23 protein-coding genes and 2 tRNA genes are annotated in these 26883 nt (G+C 58.0%); 13 read left to right on the forward strand and 12 right to left on the reverse strand.

Annotation, left to right across the window (positions count from 1 at the left end; all coding sequences use genetic code 11):
• Positions 1 to 47: 47 nt before the first annotated feature.
• From ACR3E6_RS01095 to ACR3E6_RS01105, 3 genes are all read right to left on the reverse strand, one after another.
• Positions 48 to 1868, reverse strand: coding sequence for an ABC transporter transmembrane domain-containing protein (locus ACR3E6_RS01095; RefSeq protein WP_209832411.1), 1821 nt, complete (start codon positions 1866 to 1868; stop codon positions 48 to 50).
• Between the two features lie 129 nt (positions 1869 to 1997).
• Positions 1998 to 2071 (reverse strand) — tRNA-Gly (locus tag ACR3E6_RS01100).
• Between the two features lie 93 nt (positions 2072 to 2164).
• A complete protein-coding gene (locus ACR3E6_RS01105; protein ID WP_209832409.1) occupies positions 2165 to 3037 on the reverse strand; it encodes a MurR/RpiR family transcriptional regulator in 873 nt (290 codons plus the stop codon).
• 103 nt (positions 3038 to 3140) lie between these two features.
• On the opposite strand from ACR3E6_RS01105, the gene ACR3E6_RS01110 reads away from it, so the two are divergent.
• From ACR3E6_RS01110 to ACR3E6_RS01140, 7 genes are all read left to right on the forward strand, one after another.
• Positions 3141 to 3926: an N-formylglutamate amidohydrolase gene (locus ACR3E6_RS01110; RefSeq protein WP_480485385.1), complete on the forward strand. Its 786-nt coding sequence runs from the start codon at positions 3141 to 3143 to the stop codon at positions 3924 to 3926.
• A gap of 16 nt (positions 3927 to 3942) precedes the next feature.
• Entirely contained in the window at positions 3943 to 4461 is a 519-nt protein-coding gene (locus ACR3E6_RS01115) for a TRAP transporter small permease subunit (protein WP_171630769.1), read from the forward strand.
• Positions 4461 to 5786 (forward strand): TRAP transporter large permease, encoded by a 1326-nt coding sequence (locus ACR3E6_RS01120; RefSeq protein WP_171205339.1) that lies wholly within the window; start codon positions 4461 to 4463, stop codon positions 5784 to 5786. Before ACR3E6_RS01115 ends, ACR3E6_RS01120 begins: the two co-directional genes overlap by 1 nt.
• A 67-nt stretch (positions 5787 to 5853) precedes the next feature.
• Positions 5854 to 6885, forward strand: a complete 1032-nt coding sequence (locus tag ACR3E6_RS01125; RefSeq protein ID WP_170343589.1) for a TRAP transporter substrate-binding protein — start codon at positions 5854 to 5856, stop codon at positions 6883 to 6885.
• A 90-nt stretch (positions 6886 to 6975) separates the two neighbouring features.
• Positions 6976 to 8328 carry a glutamine synthetase family protein gene (locus ACR3E6_RS01130; protein WP_171205338.1) on the forward strand — a complete coding sequence of 451 codons (1353 nt, stop codon included), beginning with the start codon at positions 6976 to 6978 and terminating at the stop codon, positions 8326 to 8328.
• 94 nt (positions 8329 to 8422) lie between these two features.
• A complete protein-coding gene (locus ACR3E6_RS01135; RefSeq protein ID WP_480485388.1) occupies positions 8423 to 9805 on the forward strand; it encodes an aldehyde dehydrogenase family protein in 1383 nt (460 codons plus the stop codon).
• Between the two features lie 67 nt (positions 9806 to 9872).
• Positions 9873 to 11018 (forward strand): iron-containing alcohol dehydrogenase, encoded by a 1146-nt coding sequence (locus ACR3E6_RS01140; RefSeq protein WP_480485390.1) that lies wholly within the window; start codon positions 9873 to 9875, stop codon positions 11016 to 11018.
• A gap of 60 nt (positions 11019 to 11078) precedes the next feature.
• On the opposite strand, the gene ACR3E6_RS01145 is transcribed toward ACR3E6_RS01140, so the two are convergent.
• Both ACR3E6_RS01145 and ACR3E6_RS01150 read right to left on the reverse strand, forming a co-directional pair.
• Positions 11079 to 12311: an HlyD family secretion protein gene (locus ACR3E6_RS01145; RefSeq protein WP_171630763.1), complete on the reverse strand. Its 1233-nt coding sequence runs from the start codon at positions 12309 to 12311 to the stop codon at positions 11079 to 11081.
• The gene (locus ACR3E6_RS01150; RefSeq protein WP_245217997.1) at positions 12308 to 12712 is read right to left on the reverse strand and encodes a hypothetical protein; all 405 of its coding nucleotides are present in this window, start codon (positions 12710 to 12712) and stop codon (positions 12308 to 12310) included. Before ACR3E6_RS01150 ends, ACR3E6_RS01145 begins: the two co-directional genes overlap by 4 nt.
• Before the next feature lie 186 nt (positions 12713 to 12898).
• Here ACR3E6_RS01150 and ACR3E6_RS01155 point away from each other — a divergent pair, with 186 nt between their 5' ends.
• The 3 genes from ACR3E6_RS01155 (at position 12899) to ACR3E6_RS01165 (ending at position 15030) form a co-directional block, all read left to right on the forward strand.
• Entirely contained in the window at positions 12899 to 13972 is a 1074-nt protein-coding gene (locus ACR3E6_RS01155; protein WP_171722840.1) for an NAD(P)/FAD-dependent oxidoreductase, read from the forward strand.
• Entirely contained in the window at positions 13969 to 14622 is a 654-nt protein-coding gene (locus tag ACR3E6_RS01160; protein ID WP_480485392.1) for a DUF938 domain-containing protein, read from the forward strand. The genes ACR3E6_RS01155 and ACR3E6_RS01160 overlap by 4 nt, the downstream gene beginning before the upstream one ends.
• A 72-nt stretch (positions 14623 to 14694) precedes the next feature.
• Complete coding sequence (locus tag ACR3E6_RS01165; protein ID WP_152458825.1) at positions 14695 to 15030, forward strand: carboxymuconolactone decarboxylase family protein; 336 nt, start codon at positions 14695 to 14697, stop codon at positions 15028 to 15030.
• Between the two features lie 43 nt (positions 15031 to 15073).
• Here the strand turns inward: ACR3E6_RS01165 and ACR3E6_RS01170 are convergent, their stop codons facing one another.
• From ACR3E6_RS01170 to ACR3E6_RS01195, 6 genes are all read right to left on the reverse strand, one after another.
• Positions 15074 to 17581, reverse strand: a complete 2508-nt coding sequence (locus ACR3E6_RS01170; RefSeq protein ID WP_171630755.1) for a GcvT family protein — start codon at positions 17579 to 17581, stop codon at positions 15074 to 15076.
• A gap of 142 nt (positions 17582 to 17723) precedes the next feature.
• Positions 17724 to 18002, reverse strand: a complete 279-nt coding sequence (locus tag ACR3E6_RS01175) for a hypothetical protein (RefSeq protein WP_480485395.1) — start codon at positions 18000 to 18002, stop codon at positions 17724 to 17726.
• Between the two features lie 86 nt (positions 18003 to 18088).
• Complete coding sequence (locus ACR3E6_RS01180) at positions 18089 to 19498, reverse strand: FAD-binding oxidoreductase (protein ID WP_171630751.1); 1410 nt, start codon at positions 19496 to 19498, stop codon at positions 18089 to 18091.
• 93 nt (positions 19499 to 19591) lie between these two features.
• Positions 19592 to 21379 (reverse strand): gamma-glutamyltransferase, encoded by a 1788-nt coding sequence (ggt, locus tag ACR3E6_RS01185; RefSeq protein ID WP_480485397.1) that lies wholly within the window; start codon positions 21377 to 21379, stop codon positions 19592 to 19594.
• Between the two features lie 110 nt (positions 21380 to 21489).
• A complete protein-coding gene (locus ACR3E6_RS01190) occupies positions 21490 to 21879 on the reverse strand; it encodes a GFA family protein (RefSeq protein WP_171630747.1) in 390 nt (129 codons plus the stop codon).
• A gap of 20 nt (positions 21880 to 21899) precedes the next feature.
• Positions 21900 to 22886 (reverse strand): NAD(P)-dependent oxidoreductase, encoded by a 987-nt coding sequence (locus tag ACR3E6_RS01195; RefSeq protein WP_171630745.1) that lies wholly within the window; start codon positions 22884 to 22886, stop codon positions 21900 to 21902.
• 198 nt (positions 22887 to 23084) lie between these two features.
• Here ACR3E6_RS01195 and ACR3E6_RS01200 point away from each other — a divergent pair, with 198 nt between their 5' ends.
• The 3 genes from ACR3E6_RS01200 to ACR3E6_RS01210 all read left to right on the forward strand — a co-directional run bounded on the left by ACR3E6_RS01200 (position 23085) and on the right by ACR3E6_RS01210 (position 24797).
• Complete coding sequence (locus ACR3E6_RS01200; RefSeq protein ID WP_171205541.1) at positions 23085 to 23546, forward strand: SH3 domain-containing protein; 462 nt, start codon at positions 23085 to 23087, stop codon at positions 23544 to 23546.
• A gap of 96 nt (positions 23547 to 23642) precedes the next feature.
• The gene (locus ACR3E6_RS01205; protein ID WP_480485399.1) at positions 23643 to 24632 is read left to right on the forward strand and encodes an NADPH:quinone reductase; all 990 of its coding nucleotides are present in this window, start codon (positions 23643 to 23645) and stop codon (positions 24630 to 24632) included.
• Between the two features lie 90 nt (positions 24633 to 24722).
• A tRNA-Gln gene (locus ACR3E6_RS01210) sits at positions 24723 to 24797 on the forward strand.
• A gap of 638 nt (positions 24798 to 25435) precedes the next feature.
• Here ACR3E6_RS01210 and ACR3E6_RS01215 read toward each other — a convergent pair.
• Positions 25436 to 26788: a ParB N-terminal domain-containing protein gene (locus ACR3E6_RS01215; protein ID WP_480485401.1), complete on the reverse strand. Its 1353-nt coding sequence runs from the start codon at positions 26786 to 26788 to the stop codon at positions 25436 to 25438.
• Positions 26789 to 26883 lie beyond the last annotated feature (95 nt).

Consider the following 26883-nt stretch of genomic DNA (forward strand, 5'->3'; position numbering starts at 1 on the left):
ATGTAGAATGACGCTACGGCGAATTCGCAAGTGCCGGAGCGTCACTCTTATTCTGCGGCGACACCATCGGTGAACTGCAACCGGGCAAGGCGTGCATACAGCCCGTCCTGAGACACCAGATCCTCATGGCGGCCTTGTGCCACGATGCGGCCTTCCTCCAGCACGACGATGCGGTCGGCTTTCTTAACCGTCGCCAATCTGTGCGCGACGATTAGGGTCGTGCGGCCGGCGCGCATCTTGTCCACCGCGCCCTGCACTGCGCGTTCGCTTTCCGCATCCAGCGCCGAAGTCGCCTCGTCCAGCAGTAGAACCGGCGCGTCGCGCAGGATTGCGCGGGCAATGGCAATACGCTGCTTCTGCCCCCCAGACAGCATGACACCGCGTTCGCCGACAAAGCTGTCATATCCTTGCGGCAAGGCCGCGATAAAATCATGCGCGGCAGCGGCCCGCGCGGCGGCCTCGACTTCTGCATCCGAGGCGTCCAGACGGCCAAAGCGGATGTTTTCCCGCGCGGATGCGGCAAAGATCACAGGATCCTGAGGCACCAGAGCCATGTGGCGGCGGAAATCAGACCGGTTGATGTCGCGCAGATCAAGACCGTCCAGCGTCACGCGGCCCGAGTTCGGATCATAGAACCGTTGGATCAGTTGGATCACGGTTGTTTTTCCCGCCCCGGATGGCCCGACGAATGCGACCGTCTCGCCAGGTTTCACCAGAAGCGACAGATGATCCAGTGCAACCGTGTCGGGCCGCGCGGGATAGCGGAAGCTGACATCTTCAAACCGGATTTCGCCCTGAATGTTCTTGGGCAACGCTTTGGGATTGGCAGGGTCGGTCACGGTATCTTCTGCGTGCAGTAGCTCGACCAGACGTTCGGTGGCCCCCGCGGCACGCTGAAGTTCGCTCCAGATTTCGGACAGGGCGGCGACCGAACCCGCCATGATGATCGAATAGATGACGAACTGGATCAGAACGCCTTCGGTCATTACGCCATTGCGTACGTCATTGGCACCCATCCACAGAACGCCGACAATGCCCGAGAAAACCAGGAAGATCACAATCACCGTCAGCACCGCGCGGGTCTGTATGCGGCGCAGCGAGACGGCGTAAGATGTCTCGGTCATCTCGCTGAACTGCTGGCGGCTGGCCAGTTCATGAGAAAATGCCTGAACGGTCTGTACCGCGCCCAATGCCTCACCCGCGTTGCCGGACGAGGCCGCGATCCAGTCCTGATTCTCGCGGCTGATCACGCGCAGACGGCGGCCAAGTACAAGGATCGGCACGATGACCACTGGGATCAGCAACAACACCAGCCCGGTCAGCTTGGCGGATGTCAGCAGCATCAGAACCAGTCCGCCAATGAACATCAGCATGTTTCGCAGGGCAATGGACACGGACGAGCCGAGAACAGATTGGATCAGCGTCGTGTCAGTGGTGATCCGGCTTAGCACCTCTCCGGTCATGATTCGCTCATAGAATTCCGGGCTCATACCGATGACCCGATCAAACACCGCCTTGCGGATATCGGCCACCACCCGTTCGCCCAGACGGGTCACAAGCGCATACCGAATACCGGTACCCACGGCCAGAACGGCAGCGATGACCAGCGCTGCCAGAAAATACCAATCCAGAAGCTCTCCATCCTGAATTCGGAAATTGTCGACCACGCGCCGCACCGCCAATGGCAGCGTGAGGGTCATGCTGGCCGTCAGAATCAACGCCAGCGTCGCGCCGATCATCAGGAATTTGTAGGGTTTCATGAACGGCCAAAGCGAGGCCAGAACCCCAATCTTCTTTGAACGGGCGCGTTCCTCGGAAGCTCCGGGCGCGGCGGTATGCGTTGGCTTGCTGGCGGCTTGTCTTGCCATGTCTGGCCCTTGTGTCCTGAACCGTACTGAGTGACCGCTTTCTTGGAGGTAGCGGCAGGTATGGTCAAGCATCACAACCGCAATCGGCAGGTCGAAAGGGCCATTTGACGCAGAATTTCAGGGAAGGCGTGGAGCGGGTAGACGGAATCGAACCGACATAGCCTGCTTGGAAGGCAGGGGCTTTACCATTAAGCTATACCCGCAAATGGTTTGCGCTGGTTAAGTCATGCTTTCGGGATCGTCAAGCCGGAAGTGGCAAATTTAGTGGCGCAATTTTTCCGACACGGCTCGGCCCGTCAGTCCTGATTGCGAAATATCCGGGTCGAGGAAAAGAACCGCTCCAGTTCTTCGATCCGCTCCTTGCTTTCTTCCCAACGCGCCTCCTGCACTTCGGCAATCAGCGTTTCCGAGATCAACTGCAAGGCAATGGTCGAATCCCAACTGGAAGGCGCCTCGACCAATGCGTGGAAGGAATAATTGGCGGTCTTTCCGATCGGCGATCCCCATTGGTCCGTAAACAGAACAACGCTGACGCCGCGGCCCGAGGCAACCTGTGCCAGCTTCTCCAGATGCGCCTCGTAGCGGCGGATGTCGAAGATCACCAGAACGGATGATTTATCCATATCCAAAAGGTATTGCGGCCAGACATTCGCCGAATTGCCCAGCATCGTCACGTTGGGCCGGATGATCTGCATGTGATTGAACAGGTAATCCGCATTTGACCGCGTGATGCGGCCACCAACGACGTAAAGATGGCGCTCTGTCTCGGCCAAAAGACGCGCGACGGCATCGAACATCTCTTTGTCCAGACGTTCCAGCGTGTGGCGCATGTTGGTCCATACGGCCTGGGCGAAGCGCGTTGTCGGATGTTCTGCCTCATCATCCACAACCCAGGCGTCCCGTTTCGAGATCGGCTTTTTGATCTGCGCCGCAACCTCTTCGCGCAGCGCATCCTGCAAGTCGGGGAACCCGTCAAACCCAAGCTTGCGCGCCATGCGAATGACGGTCGGGGTCGAAACCTGCGCCGCAGCGGCCAACTTGGTGATCGATTGCAAACCGGCCATCGGATAATCCTGCAACAGGACCGAGGCCAATTGACGTTCAGACCGTGTCAGATCGTCCAGCTCATCCTGAATCCGCTGTTTGACAAGTTTGGCAACGGTGGCCATCGGCGCCCTCGTTTCTTGAATTTGTTACAGAATATGTTCGTTTGAAATTTTGTCTACAGAAATTTTCTTGACAGGTGAGAAGTTGCTGTAACAAATGCTACCTATGCGTCACGAGACCGAGTCATCATTGCTTTTGCCGACCGAAGCCCCGGCAGCCCGCGTGCTCAATGCGCACGGTTGCGCGCCTGCCGTGCTGATATGCGAACATGCAAGCCGGTTTATTCCGGCCGCGCTGGATGGATTGGGGCTGGATGAGGCGGCGGCCAGCTCACACGCGGCCTGGGACATCGGCGCGCTGGACCTGTCGGTGGAGCTGATGGGCGCTTTGGATGCGCCGCTGGTCCACTCGCGCGTCAGTCGCCTTGTTTATGACTGCAACCGCCCGCCCGAACGCGGCGATGCCATGCCGCAGGTCAGCGAAGTGTTTTCCATTCCCGGAAACATGAACCTGACAGATGCTCAGCGCGCCCAGCGGGTTCGCGACGTGTATGAACCTTTCAAAACACTGGTTTCATCCACTTTGGACGAACGGCCCGAACCTCCGGTTGTCATCACGATCCACAGTTTCACGCCCGTCTACAAGGGAACCCCCCGAACGGTAGAGCTGGGGATTCTTCATGACGAAGACGACCGCGCCGCGCAGCTGATGCTGAGCCACGCGGAAAGCTCGGGATTGCGCGTGGCTTTGAACGAACCTTACTCGGCCACGGATGGCGTCACGCACACGTTGCGCGAACACGCGGTCCGGCGAGGGCTTCCAAATGTCATGATCGAAGTTCGAAACGATCTGATCGACACAGCAGACGGCGTGAACCGCATTGCGGGATTGCTGACGCCAATTCTGCAATCGGTCATCCAAGACTTATCGCACGCAGAGGCGAAACCATGAGAGCAGAGGTATCGGGATGAATTTCATGCGGGGATATGTGGCGGTCATTGACCGCACGAACCGCTGGATCGGACGCTTCGTCATGTACGGCATCTTCGCCATGATGGGCATTCTGCTCTGGTCCTCGATTTCAAAAACCTTTTTCCTGCCATCGCTTTGGACCCTGGAAATGGCCCAGTTCGCAATGGTCGCCTATTACATTCTGGGCGGCCCCTATTCGATCCAGATGGGGTCCAACGTCCGCATGGACCTTCTGTACGGCGAATGGTCCGACCGTCGTCGCGCGTGGACGGATGCGATCACCGTCCTTTTTCTAATCATCTACCTGGGCGTGATGATCTACGGCGGATACGACTCTCTGAGCTATTCGCTGCAATATGGCGAACGCAGCCCGACCGCGTGGCGTCCATATCTGTGGCCAATCAAGGTCATCATGGTCGTGGGTCTGTTCCTGATGTTGCTTCAGGCGATCTCGGAACTGTTCAAAGATATTCTGCGCCTCAGGGGCGATGACATCCCGCGCGAGGTGATCTGATGTCTTACGAATTGATCGCCATCCTGATGTTTTCGACCATGATGTTGATGCTGCTGACCGGGCAGCGCGTTTTTGGCGCGATTGGATTTGTCGCCGTGATGGCCGCCCTGTTTCTGTGGGGGGATCGCGGCGGCTATGACATTGGCTTTTCGGCCGCCATGAAGCTGATGAAATGGTACCCGCTGCTGACCCTGCCGATGTTCATCTTCATGGGCTATGTTCTGGCCGAATCCAAAATTGCAGACGATCTGTACAAGATGTTCCACGTCTGGATGGGCGGCCTGAACGGTGGGCTCGCGATTGGCACGATCGGTCTTATGGTGCTGATCTCGGCCATGAACGGGCTGAGTGTCGCAGGCATGGCCATCGGCGCGACCATTGCGCTGCCGGAACTTCTGAAACGCGGCTATGACAAGAAAATGGTGACCGGGGTGATACAAGCCGGATCGTCATTAGGTATTCTTGTGCCACCCTCCGTCGTGCTGGTTCTTTACGCGATGATCGCGCGCCAGCCTGTCGGGCAGCTCTGGCTTGCAGGGCTGCTTCCCGGGCTGATGATGGCCGCAATGTTCATCCTTTACATCGTGATCCGCTGCCGCATCAACCCGGCGTTAGGGCCCGCCTTGTCAGCCGAGGAGCGCGACGTGCCCATGGCAGAGAAACTGCGCCTGTTGCGCGCGGGCCTGCTGCCCCTGGGTATTTTTGCCGCGATGATGGTGCCCTTCGTCAACGGCTGGACCTCGCTTGTTGAAAGCTCGGCCATCGGTGCGTTGACGGCGTTCGCCGCGGCCATCCTCAAGGGCCGTATGACACGTGAGGTTTTCGAGACGTCTGTACGGTCAACGCTGGGCATCACCTGTATGTTCATGTGGATCATTCTGGCTGCGCTTGCCTTTGGCGCTGTTTTCGACGGTTTGGGCGCCGTTCGGGCAATCGAGAACCTGTTTACCGAACGGCTGGGCCTCAACCCGTGGGTGATCCTGATCTTGATGCAGCTCAGCTTTATTCTGATGGGCACGTTTCTGGACGATACAGCCATGCTGGTGATCGTCGCGCCTTTGTACGTGCCGCTCGTGGGTGCATTGGGGTTCGACCTGATCTGGTATGGGGTTCTGTACACGATCACCACCCAGATCGCCTATATGACGCCGCCCTTCGGCTACAACCTGTTCCTGATGCGCGCGATGGCGCCGCCAGAGATATCGCTGCGCGACATCTACGGTTCGATCCTGCCCTTCGTGATGGTGATGACGCTGGCGCTGGCGATCATCATGACATTCCCGCAGATCGCGCTGTGGCTGCCTGAATACATCTACAACAAATGATCCCGGATCAAACCGGGGCTTCGCGGGCAATCCCCGCACAATCGAAACTGACCAACGGAGAGAGAGAATGACGAACAGACGTACATTTCTGAAAGGTGCTGCGGCCGCTCCCGCCGCTGCTCTGGCGACGCCTGCACTGGCGCAATCGACCATCAGATGGCGGATGCAGACCTATGCCGGCCCGGCGCTGGCCGAACACGTGATCGACCCGGCCATCAAGATGTTCAACACGATCGCCGGAGACCGGATGCAGATCGAGCTGTTCTATGCCGACCAGCTGGTTCCGACGGGCGAGCTGTTCCGTGCCATGCAGCGCGGCACGATTGATGCCGTGCAGTCGGATGATGACTCGATGGCGTCGCCCACCGAGGTCACCGTGTTCGGCGGCTATTTCCCCTTTGCCTCGCGCTACTCGCTGGACGTGCCGGTTCTGTTCAACCAGTACGGGCTGAACGAGATCTGGGACGAGGAATACTCGAAAGTCGGCGTCAAGCACATCTCGGCCGGTGCCTGGGACCCGTGCCACTTTGCAACGAAGGACCCGATCAACAGCCTGGCGGACCTTCAGGGCAAACGTGTGTTTACCTTCCCGACCGCGGGCCGCTTCCTGTCGCAGTTCGGCGTTGTGCCGGTCACCCTGCCCTGGGAAGACATCGAAGTCGCGGTACAAACCGGAGAGCTGGACGGCATCGCGTGGTCCGGCATCACCGAAGACTACACAGTCGGCTGGGCGGATGTGACCAACTACTTCCTGACCAACAACATCTCGGGCGCCTGGGCCGGTTCGTTCTTTGCCAACATGGATCGCTGGAACGAGCTGCCCGAAGATTTGCAGACCCTGTTCCGCGTCTGCACCGATCAGTCACACTATTATCGTCAGTGGTGGTACTGGGGCGGCGAAGCCAGCCTGCGCGTCAACGGAGACAAGATGCAGCTGACGTCGATTCCGGACGAAGAATGGGCAACCGTCGAAGCCGCGGCCGTTGCCTTCTGGGACGAGATCGCAGCCGAATCCGAAACCAAGGCGAAGGTTGTTGAAATCTTCAAACAGTACAACGCCGACATGCTCAAGGCTGGACGGCCCTACCGCTACGGCTAAGAATTGGCCAAGCGACCCGCCCCTTGCATGGGGGCGGGTCTGACAGAACGAATGGCCGATGAAGGATTTCGGCAAAGACAAAGGTGGCACATGCTCACGTTCGAACATCTGAAAACGCAGGTATCCGAAGGTTCGGTTGATACGGTTTTGGTCTGCATGGTGGACATGCAGGGCCGGTTGATGGGCAAGCGTTTTCACGCGGGCCATTTCGTGGCTGGCGCATGGGAAGAGACCCATTGCTGCAACTACCTTCTGGCCACCGATCTGGAGATGGCGACACCCGATGGCTACGCCTCGACCAGTTGGGAACGGGGCTATGGCGATTATGTCATGAAACCGGACCTCAGCACCCTGCGCCCGGTGCCGTGGCTTGAAGGCACGGTGATGGTGATGTGTGACGTGCTGGATCATCACACGCACGAGGAAGTGCCGCACGCGCCGCGTTCAATCCTGAAAAAACAGGTCAGCCGTTTGAAAGCCATGGGTTATGACGCCATGACGGCGACCGAGCTTGAGTTTTTCCTGTTCGAGAAAAGCTTTGACCAGATCCGCAAGGAAGGATTTCGGGATCTGGAGCCGATCTCGGGCTATAACGAAGACTATCACATCCTCCAGACCACCAAGGAAGAGCATGTGATGCGTCCGATCCGCAACCATCTGTGGGATGCGGGCATTCCGGTTGAGAACTCCAAAGGTGAGGCCGAGACCGGACAGGAAGAGCTGAACATCAAATACGCGCCCGCGATGGAAACGGCCGAGTATCATTCGATCGCCAAGAACGCTGTGAAAGAGATCGCGTGGCAACATGGTCACGCAGCGACGTTCCTGCCGAAATGGCACCACGAGAAAGTCGGCAGTTCATCCCACGTGCACCAGTCACTGTGGGCGGATGGACAGCCTGCCTTCTATGACGCCGGGGACGATCTGGGCATGTCGGCGCTGATGAAAAGCTATATGGCTGGGCTGCTGAAATATGCCCCTGATTACACTTATTTCATGGCACCTTACATCAACAGTTACAAACGCTTCATGAAAGGCACCTTCGCGCCAACGCGGATCATCTGGTCTGTGGACAATCGCACCGCCGGGTTCCGCCTGTGCGGTGACGGCACCAAGGCCGTACGCGTCGAGTGCCGAATTCCGGGCTCAGATATGAACCCCTATCTGGCGATGGCTGGCATGCTGGCGGCAGGGATCGCGGGCATCGAGGAAGGGCTGGATCTGCAACCGCCGACCAAGGGCGACGTTTATCAGGGTGAGACTGCCATGATCCCGGGCAACCTTCGTGCGGCGCGGGATGCGCTGCACGGATCGGTCATGTTGCGCGCGGCCATGGGCGATGACGTCGTCGACCACTATACCCGTGCCGCAGAGGTCGAGATCGAGGAGTTCGAACGCGTGGTCACGGATTGGGAAATTGCCCGCGGGTTCGAGCGGGCGTGAGGTCGGGTCACGCTGGGGGCTCTGCCCCCAGACCCCCGGGATATTTTGGGCCAGATGAAGCAGGGATCCTGTTTCTTTCGGAAATGGAGTGAAAATGGGGCAGATGTTGAAATGTGTCTCGCCGATCGACGGATCGGTTTTTGCCGAACGTGAAGTGTTGTCGCGAGAGGCCGCGTTCGGGGCCGCGGCGCGTGCTCGGGCTGCTCAGGCGGAATGGGCAGCCCGTCCGTTGCAGGAGCGGATCGATCTTGTGATGGCGGGTGTGGCCGCCGTTGGCGCCATGAACGATGAGATCGTGCCGGAACTGGCCCATATGATGGGACGCCCGGTGCGTTATGGCGGCGAGTCCGGTGGATTCAACGAACGCGCCAGCCATATGGCGGAGATTGCCGAGACGTCCCTGGTAGATATCGCCGTCGGCGAAGACGAAACGTTCAAACGCTACATTAAGCGCATTCCTCATGGGGTGGTCTTTGTGGTGGCGCCCTGGAACTATCCCTATATGACGGCGATCAACACGGTCGCACCGGCGCTGATCGCGGGCAATACGGTCGTCCTGAAACACGCGACACAGACGCTGCTGGTGGGCGAGCGTATGGCAAAGGCGTTCCATTCGGCAGGTGTGCCCGAGGACGTGTTCCAGAATGTGTTCCTGAGCCATGACGTGACCAACGACCTGATCGCGGGCAATGCATTTGATTTCGTGAACTTCACCGGATCAGTCGGCGGCGGTCGGGCGATGGAACGTGCCGCGGCGGGCACGTTTACCGGCGTCGGCACCGAGCTGGGCGGCAAGGATCCCGGCTATGTCATGGACGACGCCGACCTGAATGCCGCGGTCGACACGCTGATTGACGGTGCGATGTTCAATTCAGGCCAGTGTTGTTGCGGAATCGAGCGGATCTATGTTCACGAGAGCCTTTATGATGACTTCGTCGCCAAGGCAGTGGACATTGTGAAGGGTTACAAGCTGGGCAATCCGCTGGATGCCGAGACGACGATTGGCCCGATGGCCAATGTGCGGTTTGCCGATGAGGTGCGAGCCCAGATCGCCGAGGCGGTTGCAGCCGGTGCGGTTGCGCATATCGACACCTTCGCTGAAGACGACGGTGGCGCGTACCTGACACCGCAAATCCTGACCAATGTCACACATGACATGCGCGTGATGCGGGACGAAAGCTTTGGGCCCGTGGTGAGCATCATGAAAGTGTTCTCGGATGAGGAGGCCATCGCCTTGATGAATGACAGTGAGTTTGGCCTGACTGCCAGCCTGTGGACCCGCGATGTGGATCGTGCAGCGCGGGTAGGTGACCGGATCGAAACCGGGACCGTGTTCATGAACCGCGCCGATTATCTGGACCCCGGCCTGTGCTGGACGGGCTGCAAGAATACCGGGCGCGGCGGCGGTTTGTCCGTCATCGGATATCACAACCTGACACGTCCCAAATCCTACCACCTCAAAAAGGTAACGGGCTAAGGACGACGGCCTGCTTCGGACCCACCCCCTCGCCGAAGCAGGCCTTATTTTGCAAAGGAAACCTGACATGACACTTGTTGGAAACTGGTCCTATCCGACCTCCATCAAATTCGGAGCCGGGCGCATCAGGGAATTGCCCGAAGCCTGCGCCGCCGCCGGAATGAAGAAACCATTGCTGGTCACGGACAAGGGGCTGGCCGATCTGCCCATCACCAGCGCGACACTGGACATCATGGAAGCCGCGGGACTGGGCTGCGGCCTGTTCAGCGATGTGGACCCCAACCCGAATGAGAAGAACCTTGAAGCCGGAGTTGCGGCCTATAACTCAGGTGGTCATGACGGGGTGATCGCCTTTGGCGGCGGCTCTGGGCTGGATCTGGGCAAGATGGTCGCCTTCATGGCCGGTCAGACGCGCCCCGTTTGGGATTTCGAGGATATCGGCGACTGGTGGACACGAGCCGATGCCGACGTGATCGCGCCAATCATTGCCGTTCCGACCACCGCAGGGACAGGATCGGAAGTGGGCCGCGCGAGCGTCATCACCAATTCCGAGACCCATGCCAAGAAGATCATCTTTCATCCCAAGGTTCTGCCGACCGTGGTGATTTGCGACCCGGAGCTGACCGTCGGGATGCCCAAGTTCATCACGGCAGGAACTGGCCTGGACGCCTTCGCGCATTGTGTCGAAGCCTTCTCGAGCCCGCATTATCACCCGATGAGCCAGGGCATCGCGCTGGAGGGTATGCGACTGGTGAAGGAGTATTTGCCCCGTGCCTATGCTGACGGCACCGATATCGAGGCCCGCGCCCAGATGATGAGCGCCGCTGCCATGGGCGCAACGGCTTTCCAGAAGGGCCTTGGCGCGATCCACGCGATGAGCCACCCAATAGGTGCGGTATTCAACACCCATCACGGCACCACCAACGCGGTCTGCATGCCCGCTGTGCTGGACTTCAACGCCCCGGCCATTGCAGACCGGTTCCAGCAAGCTGCCGCATATCTGGGCATCGACGGCGGCTTCGATGGTTTCCGCGCGTTCGTGCAGAATTTCAACGACAGCCTTGGCATCCCCCGCACTTTGTCCGAATTGGGTGTGACCGAAGCTTCTATCCCAGAGCTTGTCGAAGGGGCGATCATCGATCCGTCATGCGGCGGCAACCCGATTGAGTTGACGAAAGACAACCTGACGCAGCTGTTCAAAGCAGCGCTTTAAGTAACCAAAAGGCCTGGCAAAACTTGCCGGGCCCTTCGCGTTCGGATTGCCTAGATCAGATCAATGCCCGGTCAAAACCAGAGTGTTCACCGGCATCAGGATCAAACGCAGGCGCAGACCCGCGGCATGTACCACGCCGATCGTGTCGACCACGTGCAGAAAGGCCGCCTCCCAAAAGCCCAGATCCTCGTGCTCCAGCCGCTCGTGGTTGTCTGTGTAGACATTGGCCAGACAATTGCTGCCCGGCGGAATGTCATCGGCCATACCTTTGTATAGCGGCTCCATATAGACCAGAATCGAGCCCGGATTGTTGTTGGTCTGCACGTCCCGCAGTTCGTCCGATGGGCGGATCTGGCCGGACGGGATGACATCCTGCACCTCGACCACCACGGTGGGGATCACGGTGAATGGCTTTGTCATGCAGCCCAATTCACCAATCATGCCCGGCTTGATAACCTGGGCAGAGAGCTGGTTGAAAGCGGCCTGAAAACGATCATGCCCTGTGTGCGATGGCACAAGAATGCCCGCGGGGCGCAACAATGGGCTTACGTAGTCACCGACCTGAAGGCCGAACTGTTCGACCCGCCCTGTGACGCCCGCGGTGATCACCGTCTTGTCCAACTCGGTCTGCGCAGCATCCAGTTGCGCAATGGCACTGGCCAGCTGCGCGGGGATCAGTTCTTCGATCTGCTGCTCAACCGCAGCACGTTTGGATTCCGCTGCAAGAACCTGGGCCTCTCGCTCGGCGACAAGGTTTTCCAGCCTCTCAATCTCGGCCAGTCTTACGGCGCTTGAACCCTCATCTCGCAAGGTTGTGTTGCGCTCAAGATCCTCCAGAGACTGCGCAAGCGCTGCCTTGGCACCTGCAATTCCAGCTTCCGCCTCGGCCAAATCGGTTTCCGCAACCTTAAGCGAGGCCTGCACCTGTGCAATCTGCGCATTTGCCGCCTGAACCTGAGCAGTCTGGCTGAAATCCTCGATCCGGAAAATCGGTTGTCCTGCGGTTACCAGTTCGTTGTTCTTGACGAAAACCTCGGAAACACGACCGCCCAATTGCGGCAGAATGGTCACCGTTCGGAAATAGGATGCCGCGGTTTTGCTGGCCGGATGAAAATAAAACAGTGTGGTAATGACGGTCAGCGCCAGAATGGCACAGGTGGTCAAACCCCAGCGCAGTTCGTACCACATGGTGAACAAGGTAATCTCGTGACCGATCCGCTTGCCCTGTACAAAACGGCGGAACAGATAGTCGGGCAGCACCGTTATCAGGGCGCAGAGCATGGTCTCGATCATATGGCTTGCTCCTGCGCGTCGCTGGGTTCGGATTCTGACGATGCCGGCACCGTTGTTTCAGGCACTGGTTCCAGAACAGGTGACCGACCCAGAGAACGAATGGCATCGGCAATGTTTCGAAGCGGGGTGGCAAAATCCGGAAACTGAAACCCTGCGACCAATATTGCAGCAACCCAGAAAAGCCCATTATGGGTAAATAGCGCCAGCAGCGCCAGAATACCCACCAACTGAAATTGCGGGTGATTGTTTTCGTGGGCCATTTTTTCAGGAACCGAATGCAGCGTCAGGTATCCGACACCGATCAGCACCACGAGAACGACGAAAAAAACGACCATGGCGGAGAAAAGGTAATCGCTTCCGTCAGCTGCGACAACATATCCTGGAATATGCCCTGTGGCCATTGGATGAACGTCTGCTGCGGTCACCTTACCCTCCTGTTTATTTTGATACTTCTTTGACCGGGTTGAAGCACAATTTCAAGGCTGCTTATAGTCCGGAAAACCAAACGCGTGGCGAATGAGGAGCTTTGGCGTCAGCATGAAACTCAAGGAACCTGTAGCGTCTCTTTACAGGATGGATCGCAAGTCATGATTGATTTCCTGATAATCGGAGGCGGCATCGCCGGGCTGAGCGCCGGTGCGCGCCTGTCGCAGCACGGAACCGTGATGGTTCTGGAAGCGGAAGATGCCCTGGGCTATCACGCCTCGGGCCGGTCAGCGGCGTTGTTCGAAGAAAGCTATGGACCGCCTTCGGTCGTCGCATTGAACAAAGCGGGGGCTGCCTTTCTTCATACGCAGAATGGCGGTTACCTGACCCCGCGCGGATTGATGCTGGTCGGGGCAATTGACCAGCCCGACATGTTCGAAGCCGATTGCGCCGATCTGAACATGGTGAAAATACCGATGGATCAAGCGATATCGCGCGTTCCGATTCTGGATCCGGACAAGGTCGGGTTTGCAGCCATCAGCGAAGCGGCCTTTGACATCGATACGGATCGCCTGTTGCAGGATTTCGCCCGAACCATCCGGCAAAACGATGGAACGGTTTCGACGAAAAGCAGAGTCACCGGCATTCGAAAAGAAAAGCACTGGGTGGTTGAGGCCGGTGAGATCTTTGAAGCCCGCACTCTGATCAACGCAGCAGGGGCCTGGGTGGATGAGGTTGCACAGCTTGCGGGGCTGCCCGGTATCGGCCTCACACCTCGCCGTCGGTCGATGGCGCGTCTTCCCGCCCCCGGAGGGCATGACGTTTCCATCTGGCCGATGATGCTGGGCGCCGGCGAAACATGGTACGCCAAACCGGATGCGGGCAAGTTGCTGGTTTCACCATCCGAAGCCGATCCGGTTGCGCCACAGGATGCTTATGCCGATGATATGGTGCTGGCAGAAGGTCTGGCACGGTATGAGGAACTGATGACCGAGCCTGTCACAAGGGTGGAAACGAACTGGGCAGGATTGCGCAGTTTTGCCCCAGACGGGACCTTGGTGCTTGGGCGCGACCCGCTGGACCCTTCGTTTGTCTGGTGTGGCGGCCAGGGCGGGTATGGTTTTCAAACCTCACCGGCGGCCTCGCAACTGCTGTGCGATCTTGTTGTCGGAAACACACCCGAGCTGGAACCTGACATAATTGGCATGTTGACCCCTGACAGGCTGGAACGATGATCAAACGCAGCCTCCCCTCTTCTGCAAGCGTCGCCAATGCGTCTGAAGATGGCAAGCTGGTGGCCCCGGCAGCATCCCGGAACACGGACGCCCTGTGTGCTGTGTTGCAAGAATGGGGCCCGCCCCAGGGCCACGCATTGGAAATCGCAAGCGGGACTGGTCAGCATGTCAGGGCCTTCGCCGAAGTGCTGCCCGGGCTGACCTGGCAGCCTTCGGAAGTTGACCCTGAGCGGCGCGTGAGCATCGATGCCTATACCCGCAACCTGCCCAATGTCGCGCGGGTCGCAGAACTGGATGCAGCGACATCAGGCTGGCACAGGCGGTTTTTCGGCCAGGATCTGATCGTTTTGATAAACTTGATTCACTTGATCAGTTGGCAGGAAACCAGAACCATCATTTCAGAGGTCGCACAATCCCTGTCACCAATGGGCCGGTTCATCTTGTACGGCCCGTTCAAACGTTCGGGCAAACTCATCAGTGACGGGGATGTCCACTTTCATAAGGCTTTGATCCAGCAAGACCCGCAAATCGGCTATAAAAACGACGTGGACATTCTGAACCTGTTCGAAAACGTCGGCCTGCTCGCGCTGGCACCGGTCGAAATGCCTGCCAACAATCTAGCGTTCATTGCCGAACGCCCTGACGTCTGATCGAGATCAAAGTCAAACAGCCGCAACCCAATTCATATTCCAGTTGCTAGATATGAAGAAGGGCACTCAGCAATGGCGTGGCAAGAAAAACTCTCGGCAACACGAAAGAGTTTGCGAAACCTGAACGGATCCATTCCCGATACGACACGCGCATTCGGAGCGCTTGGCAAAGCCGTCAAAGAGGGCGGGACGCTCGACTACAAGACCAAGGAATTCATTGCGTTGGGCATGTCAGTCACCCTGCGATGCGAACCCTGCATCACCCTGCACACCGAAGCTTTGATCAAGGCCGGTGCGACACGGGAAGAAGTGTCCGACGTGTTGGCCATGGCGATCCAGATGGGCGGCGGCCCAGCCATGATGTACGCGGCCAAGGCGCTGGAATGCTTCGACGAACTGTCTGGATGACAAAAAAGAAAAGGCCCCGAAGATTTTCGGGGCCTTTCTTAGATCAACCGTCCTTGCGGATGGTTTCGTTTTTCGGATCGTAGGGGCTGTCGCAGGTGACGACCGCATCCCACAGCTTGTCCTGAATTTTGACCTGCAGCTTGGTGCCTTCGACCGCCATTTCGGGCTTCACGTAACCCATGCCAATGGATTTCTCGAACGCCACCGAGTAGCCGCCCGAGGTCAATCGACCCACGCGTTCACCTTCCGGTGTGTACAGCGCCTCGCGGCCCCACGGATCTGCATCGTCCGGTCCGTCGATCAGCAGGGTGCAGCATTTGACGCGCACGCCGGTCTCTTCCAGCTTGGCCTTACCGTAGAAGTCCTTAGACAGGTCGACAAAACGCGGCAGGTCGGCTTCCAGCGGAGTCGCGTCGCGGCCCAGTTCGGTGCCGAATGCGCGATAGGATTTCTCCTGACGCAGCCAGTTCTGGGCTCGCGCGCCAACCAGCTTCATACCATGCTTCTCACCGGCCTTTTCAAGCAGGTCGAACAGGTAGTTCTGCATCTCGATCGGGTGGTGCAGTTCCCAGCCCAGCTCACCGGTATAGGCCACGCGGATCGCGTTGACCGGGCACATGCCCAGTTCGATCTGGCGCGCCGAAAGCCAAGGGAAGCGCTTGTTGGACAGTGCGGTTTCCGGATCGGCATCTTTGATGACCTCTTTCAGAACGTCACGCGACTTGGGTCCGGCGATGGCGAAAACACCCCATTGCGTGGTCACGTCCTGGATCTCGATGTAACCGAACTCTTCCATCTTGTCCTCGGCCGCCTTGCGCAGATAATCGGCGTCGTACTCGGTCCAGGCACCGGCAGAGACGAGGTAATAGTTGTTCTCGCCATTGCGGACGATGGTGTATTCGGTGCGGGTGGTGCCGTGCGATGTCAGCGCGTAGGTCAGGTTGATACGACCAACCTTGGGCAGCTTGTTGCAGGTGAACCAATCCAGGAACTGAGTCGCACCGGGGCCTTTGACGACGTGCTTGGTGAAGGCCGATGCGTCGATCAGGCCGACGCCTTCGCGGATCGCCTTGGCTTCTTCGACGGCATATTGCCACCAGCCGCCACGACGGAACGAGCGTGCTTCTTTGTCGAAGTTCTCGGGCGCATCGACAGGGCCGAAGTAGTTCGGACGTTCCCAGCCGTTGACCCAGCCGAACTGGGCACCGCGCGCTTTCTGACGGTCGTAGGCCGGAACGGTCCGCAGCGGACGGCAGGCTTCACGCTCTTCGTCCGGGTGGTGCAGGATATAGACGTGCTCATAGCACTCTTCGTTCTTGCGGGCCGCGAACTCGGTGGTCATCCAGTTGCTGGAATAGCGTTTGGGGTCCAGCGAGGCCATATCGATTTCGGCTTCGCCATCGACCATCATCTGCGCCAGATAATAGCCGGTGCCGCCTGCGGCAGTGATACCAAAGCTGAAACCTTCGGCCAGCCACATGTTGCGCAGGCCCGGCGCAGGACCGACCAGCGGGTTGCCGTCAGGCGTATAGCAGATCGGGCCGTTGAAATCGTCTTTCAGGCCGGATTCAGCACAGGACGGCACACGTTCGGCCATCGCCATGTACTGATCCGCAATCCGATCCAAATCCAGCGGGAACAGATCCGCGCGGAAGCTGTCCGGTACACCGTGTTCAAACCGCGCGGGGGCGCCATGTTCATAGATACCCAGAATCCAGCCGCCGCGTTCTTCACGGGCGTAGGATTCATTGTCGGCGTCGCGCACGACGGGGTGTTCGGGGTTGCCTGCTTCGCGCCATTTGACCAGTTCAGGGTCTTTGTCCATGACGATGAAAGTGTGTTCGACCGGGATCGCCGGCATCTTGATGCCCAGCATCTTGGCGGTGCGCTGTGCGTGGTTGCCCGATGCAGTGACGACATGTTCGGCAGTGATCACAACCTTTTCGTCGCTTTCGACAAGGTTGCCGCCTTTTTCCACCATCTTGGTGCAGGTGACTTCCCAATGGGTGCCGTTCCAGTGGAAGGCATCCGCCTGCATCTTGCGCACGATCTCGACGCCACGCTGACGGGCCCCCTTGGCCATCGCCTGCGTCACATCAGCCGGGTTAATATACCCGTCTTCGGTATGGTAGATCGCGCCCTTCAGATCCGATGTCTCGATCAACGGCCAACGTTCCTTGATCTGCTCGGGGGTCAGCCACTCATAGGCAACATCGCAGGTTTCGGCGGTGGAGGCGTAGAGCATGTACTCATCCATGCGCTCCTGCGTCTGTGCCATGCGCAGGTTGCCTACGACGGCAAAGCCCGCGTTCAGTCCGGTTTCTTCTTCCAGCGTCTTGTAGAAGTCGACCGAGTACTTGTGGATGTGAGTTGTCGCATAGGACATGTTGAACAATGGCAGCAGACCAGCCGCGTGCCAGGTGGACCCGGACGTCAGCTCGTCCCGTTCGATCAACATCACATCATCCCAGCCCGCTTTGGCCAGATGGTAGGCAATCGAGGTCCCAACGGCGCCGCCGCCAACAACCAGTGCTTTGACTTGGGTTTTCATAACCGGGCGTCTCCCCTTGAAATCAGTTGACACCATATGGCGCACTTGAGGGGGATCGCGCGACATTCATCCGACCAGTGATATGAAAAAAACGACCCGATGATCGAATGCGGGTCGCAGATCTGACATGAAACCCGTGATCTCAACCGCTGGAGCGACAGCGCTTGCTTGTCCCGATCGTGGTGCAGACAAGTTTCCGAACTTCCTCTGACGGTGTCTTCGCCGCAGGTTCCTCGGGCTGTGAAGGTTGGGCATCAGCTTCAAGCCGACTTTCCGAAATCCCGACACGCGCGGATACCGAGGCAACATAACCTTTGAAGCCCAGCCCGTTTTCGGATGCCTTGGCCTGCTGATAATAGTCCAGCCCAACAACGGCGATCCCGCAGATCGCTGCAAACCCTGCCAGATATTTTGCGCTCATGTCGGCCACCTGTTCCTAACCGAGTCGGTGAGACCAGAACATGTGGACGATTTGAAGGCGCAATGCCGGCCAGAACGCGAAAACCGCTAGGATTGGCCCGCCAAAACCTTGCCGGGATTCATGATGTTCTCGGGGTCCAAAGCAGCCTTGATTGCGGCCATATACTGCGTGGCGGCGCCCAGTTCCTTGATGAGGTATGGCCGCTTGCCCTGACCGATTCCGTGTTCACCTGTACAGGTGCCCTCCATTGAAATTGCCAGGTCGTTCAACCACCCGACAAACTCTTCGGCCTTGGCGACTTCTTCGGCGTTCTGCATGTCGATCAAAAGAAGCGAGTGAAAGTTCCCATCCCCCACATGCCCCACCATTGGCGCGAGCAAGCCAAGATCAGCTGCCTTCTGCTGAGTGCTTGTCACACACTCCGCCAGGCGCGAGATCGGCACGCAGACATCCGTTGAAATACCACGCGCGCCCGGGCGCAGTTGCAGACATGCCCAATACATATCATGGCGCGCCTGCCAAAGCTTGTTCCGTTCTTCGGTGGTCGAGGTCGCAGCAAAATCCGTACCGCCGAATTCCCGGGCGATCTGACCAAAGGTTTCAGCCTGTTCCGCCGCACCGCTTTCAGAGCCATGGAATTCCAGCAGCAGCAATGGCGTTTCCGGCAGGCTCAGCCCGGAATAGGCGTTTGCCGCCTGAACCGACATTTCATCCAGCAACTCTATTCGGGCGACCGGAATGCCATACTGAATGGTCATCATCACCGCGCGGCACGCGGCATCGACCGAAGGAAAGGAACACCTGGCCGAGCTGATCGCTTCGGGGATGCCCTGCAAGCGCAGAGTCAGCTCGGTGATGATACCCAACGTGCCTTCCGCCCCAATCAGAAGGCGTGCCAGATCATACCCGGCCGATGACTTCTTGGCCCTGTGACCGGTACGGATGATCTGGCCGTCCGGCATCACCGCCTCGAGGCTGAGAACGTTGTCCCGCATCGTTCCGTATCGCACCGCATTGGTGCCCGACGCGCGGGTCGCGGCCATACCGCCCAGCGAGGCATTCGCCCCCGGGTCAATCGGAAAGAACAAACCCTGATCCCGCAAATGGGTGTTCAGCGCCTCGCGCGTGACGCCGGGCTGCACGACACAATCCAGATCTTCGGCGTGGACAGCCAGCACCTTGTCCATCTGCATCAGATCGACCGAGATCCCCCCTGCTGGCGCATTCACATGCCCTTCCAGCGACGTTCCCGTGCCAAAGGGAATCACCGGCACCCGGTGCGCGGCACAGGTTTTGACAATTTCCGACACGTCCTGCGTAGTATGCGGGAAAACCACAGCATCCGGGCTCTGGTTTTCGATCCAGGTCGTGGTGTGCCCGTGCTGTTCACGGATCGCGGTACCCGTTTGCAACCTGTCGCCAAAACGTTGTTTCAGAACGCCTATGACGGTTTCAATACCTGTTTCATTCCGAGGCAAAGCGGTCGCCTGCACCATCGTCATCCTCCCCTGTCCCAGCACGTTGCGGGCCGTTCAGTCCATGACTAAAGGGCCCACCAAGTGCCGGCAATCCCCACAAATACCGAGGCCCTATTCGCCCAGCGCAATACCTTCGCGACGGGGGTCGGCACCACCGCTCAGCCCGTCTCCGATTTCGATGGCGTGAAGGCCAGATGTCAGGTCACGCGGGTTTACCTCGAACCCAAACTGGGTCAGCCCGTCGGAAAAGCCTTCGGCAGCGGTCCCGGCCTCGACATCATATGTTCCGAAACGATTGACAAGATGCGGCAGCGACACGGCTTGTTGCACATCCATGCCCCAGTCGGCCCATGCGATGATCGATTTGGCCACATAGCCGATGATCCGACTGCCGCCCGGCGAGCCAATCGCCAGAACCGGCGCGTCATCCTGCATCACGATGGTCGGGCTCATGGACGAACGCGGGCGTTTTCCGGGTTCCAGCCGGTTGGCGATCGGCACACCATCGCTGTGGGTCTTGAACGAAAAATCCGTCAGTTCGTTGTTCAGAAGGAACCCGTTCGTCATCAGACGTGAGCCAAAGCCGTTTTCGATGGTCGTGGTCATCGACAGCACGTTGCCATAGCTGTCTACAATCGAGATATGCGAGGTCGAAGGCAGCTCCAGCGACACATCATCCGCCCAGTTCAGCGCGTGGTCGAACTCCGGCTGACCGGGCCCGACATCTGCCAGCGCGCCTTCGGTGTTCAGCAATTCCGCTCTTTGCGACAGGTAGGCCGGATCAACCAGCCCCTTGGTCGGCATGGGCACGAAATCGCTGTCAGCCATGTACCGGCCCCGGTCCGCAAAGGCGAGGCGCGAAGCGTCCCCGATCAACCGCCAGGCCTCGGCGCTTTCCGGCCCCATAGCCGCCAGATCATAGCCGTTCAGCATCCCCAGAATTTGCCCCACGGTCAGCGCACCCGACGACGGCGGGCCCATGCCGCAGACTTCATAGGCGCGGTATTCCGCGCAAACCGGCTCGCGCTCGATCACCTGATACAGCGCAAGATCCGCACCGGACAGAACACCAGGATTGCTTGGAGCATTGCGAACCGTGCGCACGATATCCGCGGCAATCTCACCGCCATAGAATCCGGCCGCCCCATCGCGGGCCAGCACACGCAGTGTTTCAGCATAAGCCGGGTTCATCAGGCGCTGCCCCTGTTGCAGCGGTGCGCCCCCTGGCAGAAAATACGCGGCCGTTTCCGGAAAGCGCGACAAACGCTCGGCATCTTTTTCGACCAGGCTGGCCAGACGCGGGGACACCAGGAACCCTTCATCCGCCAACCGGATTCCATCGGCAAACAATCCGGGCCACGAGGAACGCCCCCAGCGGCGATGCGCCTCTTCCAGCAAAGCAGGTGTGCCCGGCGTCCCCACGGACAGCCCACCGACAACCGCATCGAAGAATTTCAGCGGCTCACCGTTTTCGTCCTGAAACACGGTTGGTGTAGCCGCCAGCGGCGCCGTTTCTCGCCCGTCCAGAGTTGTCATCTGACCGGTCGCTGCATCGTACCAGACCAGAAACGCACCGCCGCCCAAGCCCGAGGATTGCGGTTCGACCAGGCCCAGCACGACCTGCACCGCAACCATGGCGTCTGCGGCAGACCCACCTGCGCGCAATACTCTGGCACCGGCTTCCACCGCCAGCGGGTTGGCCGCGGCGACCATCCAGTTCTGGGACGTGACCGGAACGCCATCCAGTTTGGCCTCGAGCGCCGCGATGACCTCGTCGGTCATGGTCTGTACCTGCCCTTCCGTGGCCGTTTCGGGCGCAACGGCATCGGCCGCTTCCTGAGCGACCCCCGGAGTTGCAAAACAAAATGCAGAAAACAGTAGAACTGAAACACGTCTCATCTGATCAAATCCTCCGATACATCCCTGATTATCAAAACTGCGCGCCGAACACGCTCTGAACAAGTCCAACCTGCACGCCATCAGCAAATGGCCGGTGTCCGCAGCACGCGTTAAGCCTTTGCGTCGCCCACCAATCGATCCTGATCATAGCGGGTCATACCGCGGAACTCGGGCAACCAAGCTTCACGCCGGATGACCCAGCTTTCATATGTTGGCGCCAACTGATCTGGCGCATCAAGGCATCCAAGATGCACCTCCACTTCGGTTCCGCTGCGCGCAAAGACCGGAGAGCCGCAGCCGGGGCAAAAATACCTGTTAGCATAACCACGCGCTTCGCCGGAAACCTCTATTCTGTCGTCCGGGAAAACGGCCGCCGCATAGAAAACCGCGCCATGATGCTTGCGGCAGTCCAAACAGTGACAGATTCCGACCCGCAGAGGACGACCCGAAGCCCTGATGCGCAGATTTCCACAACGGCACCCTCCTTCATAGACGTCCATTCCTGCTCCTTTCCAGAGCGCTAGAGCATTGCTGGCACAACCTGATCCGGCGGGCGGTGGCCATCTTCGAAGGTCTTGATGTTGATGATGACCTTCTCGCCCATCTCCACCCGGCCCTCGAGCGTGGCTGATCCCATATGAGGCAACAGAACCACATTGGGCAGCTGCCGCAGGCGCGGGTTCACGTCAGTGCCCTGTTCGTAGACATCCAGCCCCGCCCCCGCAATTTCACCTGCGCGGATCATCCGGGTCAGGGCGTTTTCGTCCACAACTTCACCACGAGACGTGTTCACGATCACTGCCGAGGGTTTCATCAGTTTCAGACGACGTGCGTTCATCAGATGGAAGGTCGACGGCGTTGAGGGGCAATTGACCGAGATCACATCCATCCGCGCGACCATCTGATCGAGGCTTTCCCAATAGGTTGCCTCCAGCTCCTGCTCGGTCTCGGTGCGCAACCTGCGGCGGTTGTGATAATGGACCTGCATTCCAAACGCTTTCGCACGCCGCGCCACCGCTTGCCCGATCCGGCCCATGCCCAGAATGCCCAGACGACGACCACCGATACGGCCTCCCAGAAACGCGGTGGGCGCCCAGCCGGACCAATCTCCCTGCTGCATCACGCTCAGACCTTCGGGAATGCGTCGGGTAACGGCCAGAATCAGGGCCATGGTCATGTCGGCGGTGTCATCGGTCAGAACCCCCGGCGTGTTCGACACCAGAATCCCACGCTGGCGCGCTGTGGACACGTCAATATTGTCGACACCGGCACCGTAATTGGCGATGAGCTTCAGCCTTTCGCCCGCCTGCCCCAGCAGACCGCCATCAATCGCATCAGTCACCGTAGGCACCAGGACATCAGCGTCCTGCACTGCGGCCACCAGTTCTTCGCGCGTCATCGGAGTGTCATCGTCGCGCAAGCGCACATCAAACAACTCGCTCAAACGTGTTTCGACCGCTTCGGGCAACCGTCGCGTAACGACAACACTCAAACGTTCTCTTGGCACCTCGGCCCTCCCACTGCTTTGCAAACGGACGCGCGCCATGGCATCGTGGCGCAGGATAAGGCGGGGCACAAGAACCCCTTTGGCATTGAGTCGACCTTTTTTCGGAACCGGATCAACAGGCATAAGAGCAGGCAGTCAGTGAGTGGTATTCGACCGGTAAATCGCCGCTGTCTGGCGGCACTATCCGTATTTCTGATCATGTTCGGCGCATGGGCTGCTCATGCCGACGTGAAACGAGGATCCGTCACCAACCTCCCCCTGCCCCGTTATGTCTCGATGAAAGCAGCAGAAGGCAACGTGCGACGCGGACCTTCTTTGACACATCGAATCGACTGGGTGTTCAAACGGCGCGGAATGCCGCTTCAGGTCACTGCCGAATACGGCAACTGGCGACGGGTTCAGGACCGCGACGGCGCCGGAGGCTGGGTTCACTACGCCCTGTTGTCGGGTGTTCGGACAGTGCTGATTGAATCCGAGATGCTGCCTGTCTATGCCCGACCCGATCCGACCTCCCCCGTGAACGCGCATTTCGAATCCGGGGTCGTGGCCCGACTGGGAACCTGTTCGCTGGACTGGTGCCGGATCACCGCCGGCGGGTATCGGGGTTGGACCTTGAAGTCGAACCTTTGGGGGGTCGACCCGTCCGAGATTCGCGAATAACCACAGGGCCGACCTTCCCCCGCGTTGCGGACACGCGACAAGGTGTTTGAGTTTCCTGCCGATATGCTGTGAAACTCGACCAAAACGGAGGCGATCATGCGCGCAGTTACATATTCCAACTTCGGAGACCCGGCCGATGTCCTGCGGATACAGGACCTCTCTCCGGTCCCGCCGGGTCCGGGCGAGGTCACGGTAGAGCTGTCCTTTTCCGGAGTGAACCCTTCCGACGTCAAAGCCCGCGCCGGGACCAGACCGGGCGTGACAGAGCCTCCGTTCCCCCTGATCATCCCGCACAGTGACGGCGCTGGTGTGATTTCGGCCGTTGGCGACGGAGTATCCGTATCTCGGATCGGGCAGCGCGTGTGGATCTGGAACGGGCAATGGCAACGCCCTTTCGGCACCGCCGCCAGCCACATCACCCTTCCCGATGCCCAGGCCGTGGCTCTGCCGGATGCGGTGTCGATGCAGACCGGCGCGATTCTGGGCATTCCCGGTCTTACCGCCTGCCACGCGGTGTTTTCAGGCGGCTGCCCCGATGGGCAAACGATCTTGATACACGGTGGCGCGGGCACCGTCGGCTTTCTGGCCGTTCAGCTTGCCAAATGGGCAGGCGCGCGCGTGATCGCGACCGCCAGCCCTCGCAACTTTGACCGGGTCCGAGAAGCCGGCGCAGATATCGTGATTGATTACGCCAGCAAGGATCTTTCCTCCGAAATTCTCGATGCAAATGAAGGAAAGACAATCGGCCGAATTATCGACGTCGAATTCGGCCGGAATATTCAAACAAACGCCGCGGTCATTGCCGAGAACGGTCGCATCAACGCCTATGGCTCTGCCCAAGACATGACCCCCGTGTTTCCATTCGGACCGATGATGTTCAAAGCCATGACGCTTGAGACCATTTTGATTTACCTTCTTCCGCTGGATCTTCGTACCAATGCCGTGAAGACCCTTCACAAGGCATTGACGGATGGCGCTTTGACCTGCCCTGTTCAAAAGGTCTTTGCACTGGAAGAATGCGCATCTGCGCATGCAATGGTGCAGGATGGAAACCGGACCGGAGCCGTGTTGATCGACACCCAATGACTGCCCTGAAAAAAATCGGTTCAACCTGAGTTTTTTTGACAAAACGCTCTTGATCCCCGCCAACAACAATCGTAGATAGCCGCTCACTGTTGGGGTGTAGCCAAGTGGTAAGGCAGCGGTTTTTGGTACCGTGTATCGTAGGTTCGAATCCTACCACCCCAGCCAGATTTTTCCTATATTTTAGAATGATTTAGGATTTTGAGTCGCACAGCTTGGCGCTCAAAAATCCGGTGATTTACTGTGGTAAACTGTGGTAAAACTGTGGTAATCGCAAAAATTTACACATGATTTTTGAGATAAGGCATTGTTTTGTAATAAAAAAATAAACATACGATGCGCGGTAACTTTACCACAGCAAGGATTATTTTCTGTGTGTTTGGAGCAAGTTAACGTTCTGCATCCCGATACCAACGCATTATCATCTTATCCAAAACATCTTCGCGTATGCGTCGATATTTGCCGACCTTTACATAGGGCATCTGTCCACGTTCGATGCGATTGTTGACCCAAGTCCTGTTAACGTCATCCATTCCGATTCCGTGCAATTTTTCCACGACCTGTTCTATTCGCAGTAACCGAACGCCTTTTAACTCCGCATTCTTTTTGTAAACCATCGCGCGCTATCTCCGACCAACTTACCAATACCAAAGCTGGCTCGTACGCGATTTACTAGGTAAGTATACCTGACACTCAGAAGTGAAGCTAAACAGTCACACGCGCTTCCTTCTCCCAACTGAACGTCAATGCTTGCTCAACGCTGTGCTGCAGCCCGTCTTTGTCGAGTTTAGCCGCACTTGCGAATATTAACCCTTTAGGCACGCGACAATGAAATCTGCCATTGTGTCCCATAGAGCTTCTAGGTGCTTTGCTGATGGGGCGAAACTAGGGGAATGAACATAGCGATTCAGAGTGTCTGCCGACACCAACTGATCCAATTGGGAGAACTTCTTGGTCGCTGAATGCTGCTTCTTGTCAATTTTCCCATAGGCGAAAAGCTCGTTCCCGACTTTCTCAACTCGTTTCGCTAGCTTGTCTTTTTGATGAAGGGAAACTCCGTGGGTTTCGGCATAGTGCTCGATGGCGAGCTCAAGCAGGACGCGGAAAAGCACCGAAATTGCGTTGGGATGTTTTTCGGTACTGAGATGAAACTGAAGTTCCTCCCAGATGGCGTGATGCCTTTGCTGCTTTCCGGTCCAAAGAATTCCGAAGTCCTTCTGTGGAATTAGAGTCGTTCGCTTCGACGGGCTAGGTTTCGGTTTAGGTTTGGGCTTGGGAGAAGGTGGCCGTGGTCTATCGGGGTTATCTTTTTCGTCCAGCAAGTCAGTGTCATTCGGTAAGACGCCTTCTGCTTCGAGCCTTTCGACATACGCCAGTTTGCCTTCGTTGTCCCAGATATCGCCAAGAACTATGCGCCCATTGGAAAAGTCGTCTGCCAGCCTTTCGAACGTTCTAATAACGACTTCTGGCTTATGTGTGTATCTAAAAGCCTTTTTCCTAACGCTGAACCCAATCCGGTTTCGGATGACTTCCGCCGAAAGAAATCTGTTTAGATTCGAGCGAGGTATTTTCTTTTCTGGGAGCAAGCCTGCCTCGCGTAGTCTGGATTCAATTTCGTCAGCTACGTTGAACCCCACGGTTTTGCCCGACCTGGCAACGAAGTTGTCCTTCATGCGGTCGTCCCAGTTCGACTGCCCGACGCCGTTCAACGTACCTGTGTGCCTACGGTACAGGATGTTATCGATGTGATCGCGGTCCTCTTCGACTTGGCAGAGAACCTTCTCTGGAAAAGGGCCAGTCCACCCATCACGCAGCTTGGTGAAGTACTGTTGAAGCTCCAACGTTGGAGCCCGAGCCGGTTTTTCGAGCACCTTCAAACAAGTTACTCGCCGGTTTCCATCGAATACAACGAATTTACCGTTCTCCGGTGCCACAAGCGGAGGTTCAAAAATCTTGCTTTCGGCGACGATGTCCTTGGCAAGATTCTTCATATGCGTCTCACGAGTATTGAACAACCACGAGATAGCCGCTGTCTCGTTTTCCAACTCGCCGTGGCGATCATTAGCTCTATTTACTTGCAGGTCACAAATGCGAATTTCTTTTAAAATCATACTATTCTCTTTTTCGTCGAGCGTGATCTTAGATGCAGTGGCAGTCAACCCTTGATTGCGGAGCCGCCAAGATGCGCTTTTAGAAACTTACTGCTTGTGCATCGTGGGGAACACTCACGTAACGTCTATTCGTTGACGGCTGC

Source organism: Ruegeria sp. AL3, assembly GCF_056536065.1.

Bases quoted from the DNA above. Each gene is read 5' to 3' on its own strand.
- ACR3E6_RS01095 (WP_209832411.1), bottom strand. From the start codon at position 1,868: ATGGCAAGACAAGCCGCCAGCAAGCCAACGCATACCGCCGCGCCCGGA.
- ACR3E6_RS01105 (WP_209832409.1), bottom strand. From the start codon at position 3,037: ATGGCCACCGTTGCCAAACTTGTCAAACAGCGGATTCAGGATGAGCTG.
- ACR3E6_RS01110 (WP_480485385.1), top strand. From the start codon at position 3,141: ATGCGTCACGAGACCGAGTCATCATTGCTTTTGCCGACCGAAGCCCCG.
- ACR3E6_RS01115 (WP_171630769.1), top strand. From the start codon at position 3,943: ATGAATTTCATGCGGGGATATGTGGCGGTCATTGACCGCACGAACCGC.
- ACR3E6_RS01120 (WP_171205339.1), top strand. From the start codon at position 4,461: ATGTCTTACGAATTGATCGCCATCCTGATGTTTTCGACCATGATGTTG.
- ACR3E6_RS01125 (WP_170343589.1), top strand. From the start codon at position 5,854: ATGACGAACAGACGTACATTTCTGAAAGGTGCTGCGGCCGCTCCCGCC.
- ACR3E6_RS01130 (WP_171205338.1), top strand. From the start codon at position 6,976: ATGCTCACGTTCGAACATCTGAAAACGCAGGTATCCGAAGGTTCGGTT.
- ACR3E6_RS01135 (WP_480485388.1), top strand. From the start codon at position 8,423: ATGGGGCAGATGTTGAAATGTGTCTCGCCGATCGACGGATCGGTTTTT.
- ACR3E6_RS01140 (WP_480485390.1), top strand. From the start codon at position 9,873: ATGACACTTGTTGGAAACTGGTCCTATCCGACCTCCATCAAATTCGGA.
- ACR3E6_RS01145 (WP_171630763.1), bottom strand. From the start codon at position 12,311: ATGATCGAGACCATGCTCTGCGCCCTGATAACGGTGCTGCCCGACTAT.
- ACR3E6_RS01150 (WP_245217997.1), bottom strand. From the start codon at position 12,712: ATGGCCACAGGGCATATTCCAGGATATGTTGTCGCAGCTGACGGAAGC.
- ACR3E6_RS01155 (WP_171722840.1), top strand. From the start codon at position 12,899: ATGATTGATTTCCTGATAATCGGAGGCGGCATCGCCGGGCTGAGCGCC.
- ACR3E6_RS01160 (WP_480485392.1), top strand. From the start codon at position 13,969: ATGATCAAACGCAGCCTCCCCTCTTCTGCAAGCGTCGCCAATGCGTCT.
- ACR3E6_RS01165 (WP_152458825.1), top strand. From the start codon at position 14,695: ATGGCGTGGCAAGAAAAACTCTCGGCAACACGAAAGAGTTTGCGAAAC.
- ACR3E6_RS01170 (WP_171630755.1), bottom strand. From the start codon at position 17,581: ATGAAAACCCAAGTCAAAGCACTGGTTGTTGGCGGCGGCGCCGTTGGG.
- ACR3E6_RS01175 (WP_480485395.1), bottom strand. From the start codon at position 18,002: ATGAGCGCAAAATATCTGGCAGGGTTTGCAGCGATCTGCGGGATCGCC.
- ACR3E6_RS01180 (WP_171630751.1), bottom strand. From the start codon at position 19,498: ATGGTGCAGGCGACCGCTTTGCCTCGGAATGAAACAGGTATTGAAACC.
- ggt (WP_480485397.1), bottom strand. From the start codon at position 21,379: ATGAGACGTGTTTCAGTTCTACTGTTTTCTGCATTTTGTTTTGCAACT.
- ACR3E6_RS01190 (WP_171630747.1), bottom strand. From the start codon at position 21,879: ATGGACGTCTATGAAGGAGGGTGCCGTTGTGGAAATCTGCGCATCAGG.
- ACR3E6_RS01200 (WP_171205541.1), top strand. From the start codon at position 23,085: ATGTTCGGCGCATGGGCTGCTCATGCCGACGTGAAACGAGGATCCGTC.
- ACR3E6_RS01205 (WP_480485399.1), top strand. From the start codon at position 23,643: ATGCGCGCAGTTACATATTCCAACTTCGGAGACCCGGCCGATGTCCTG.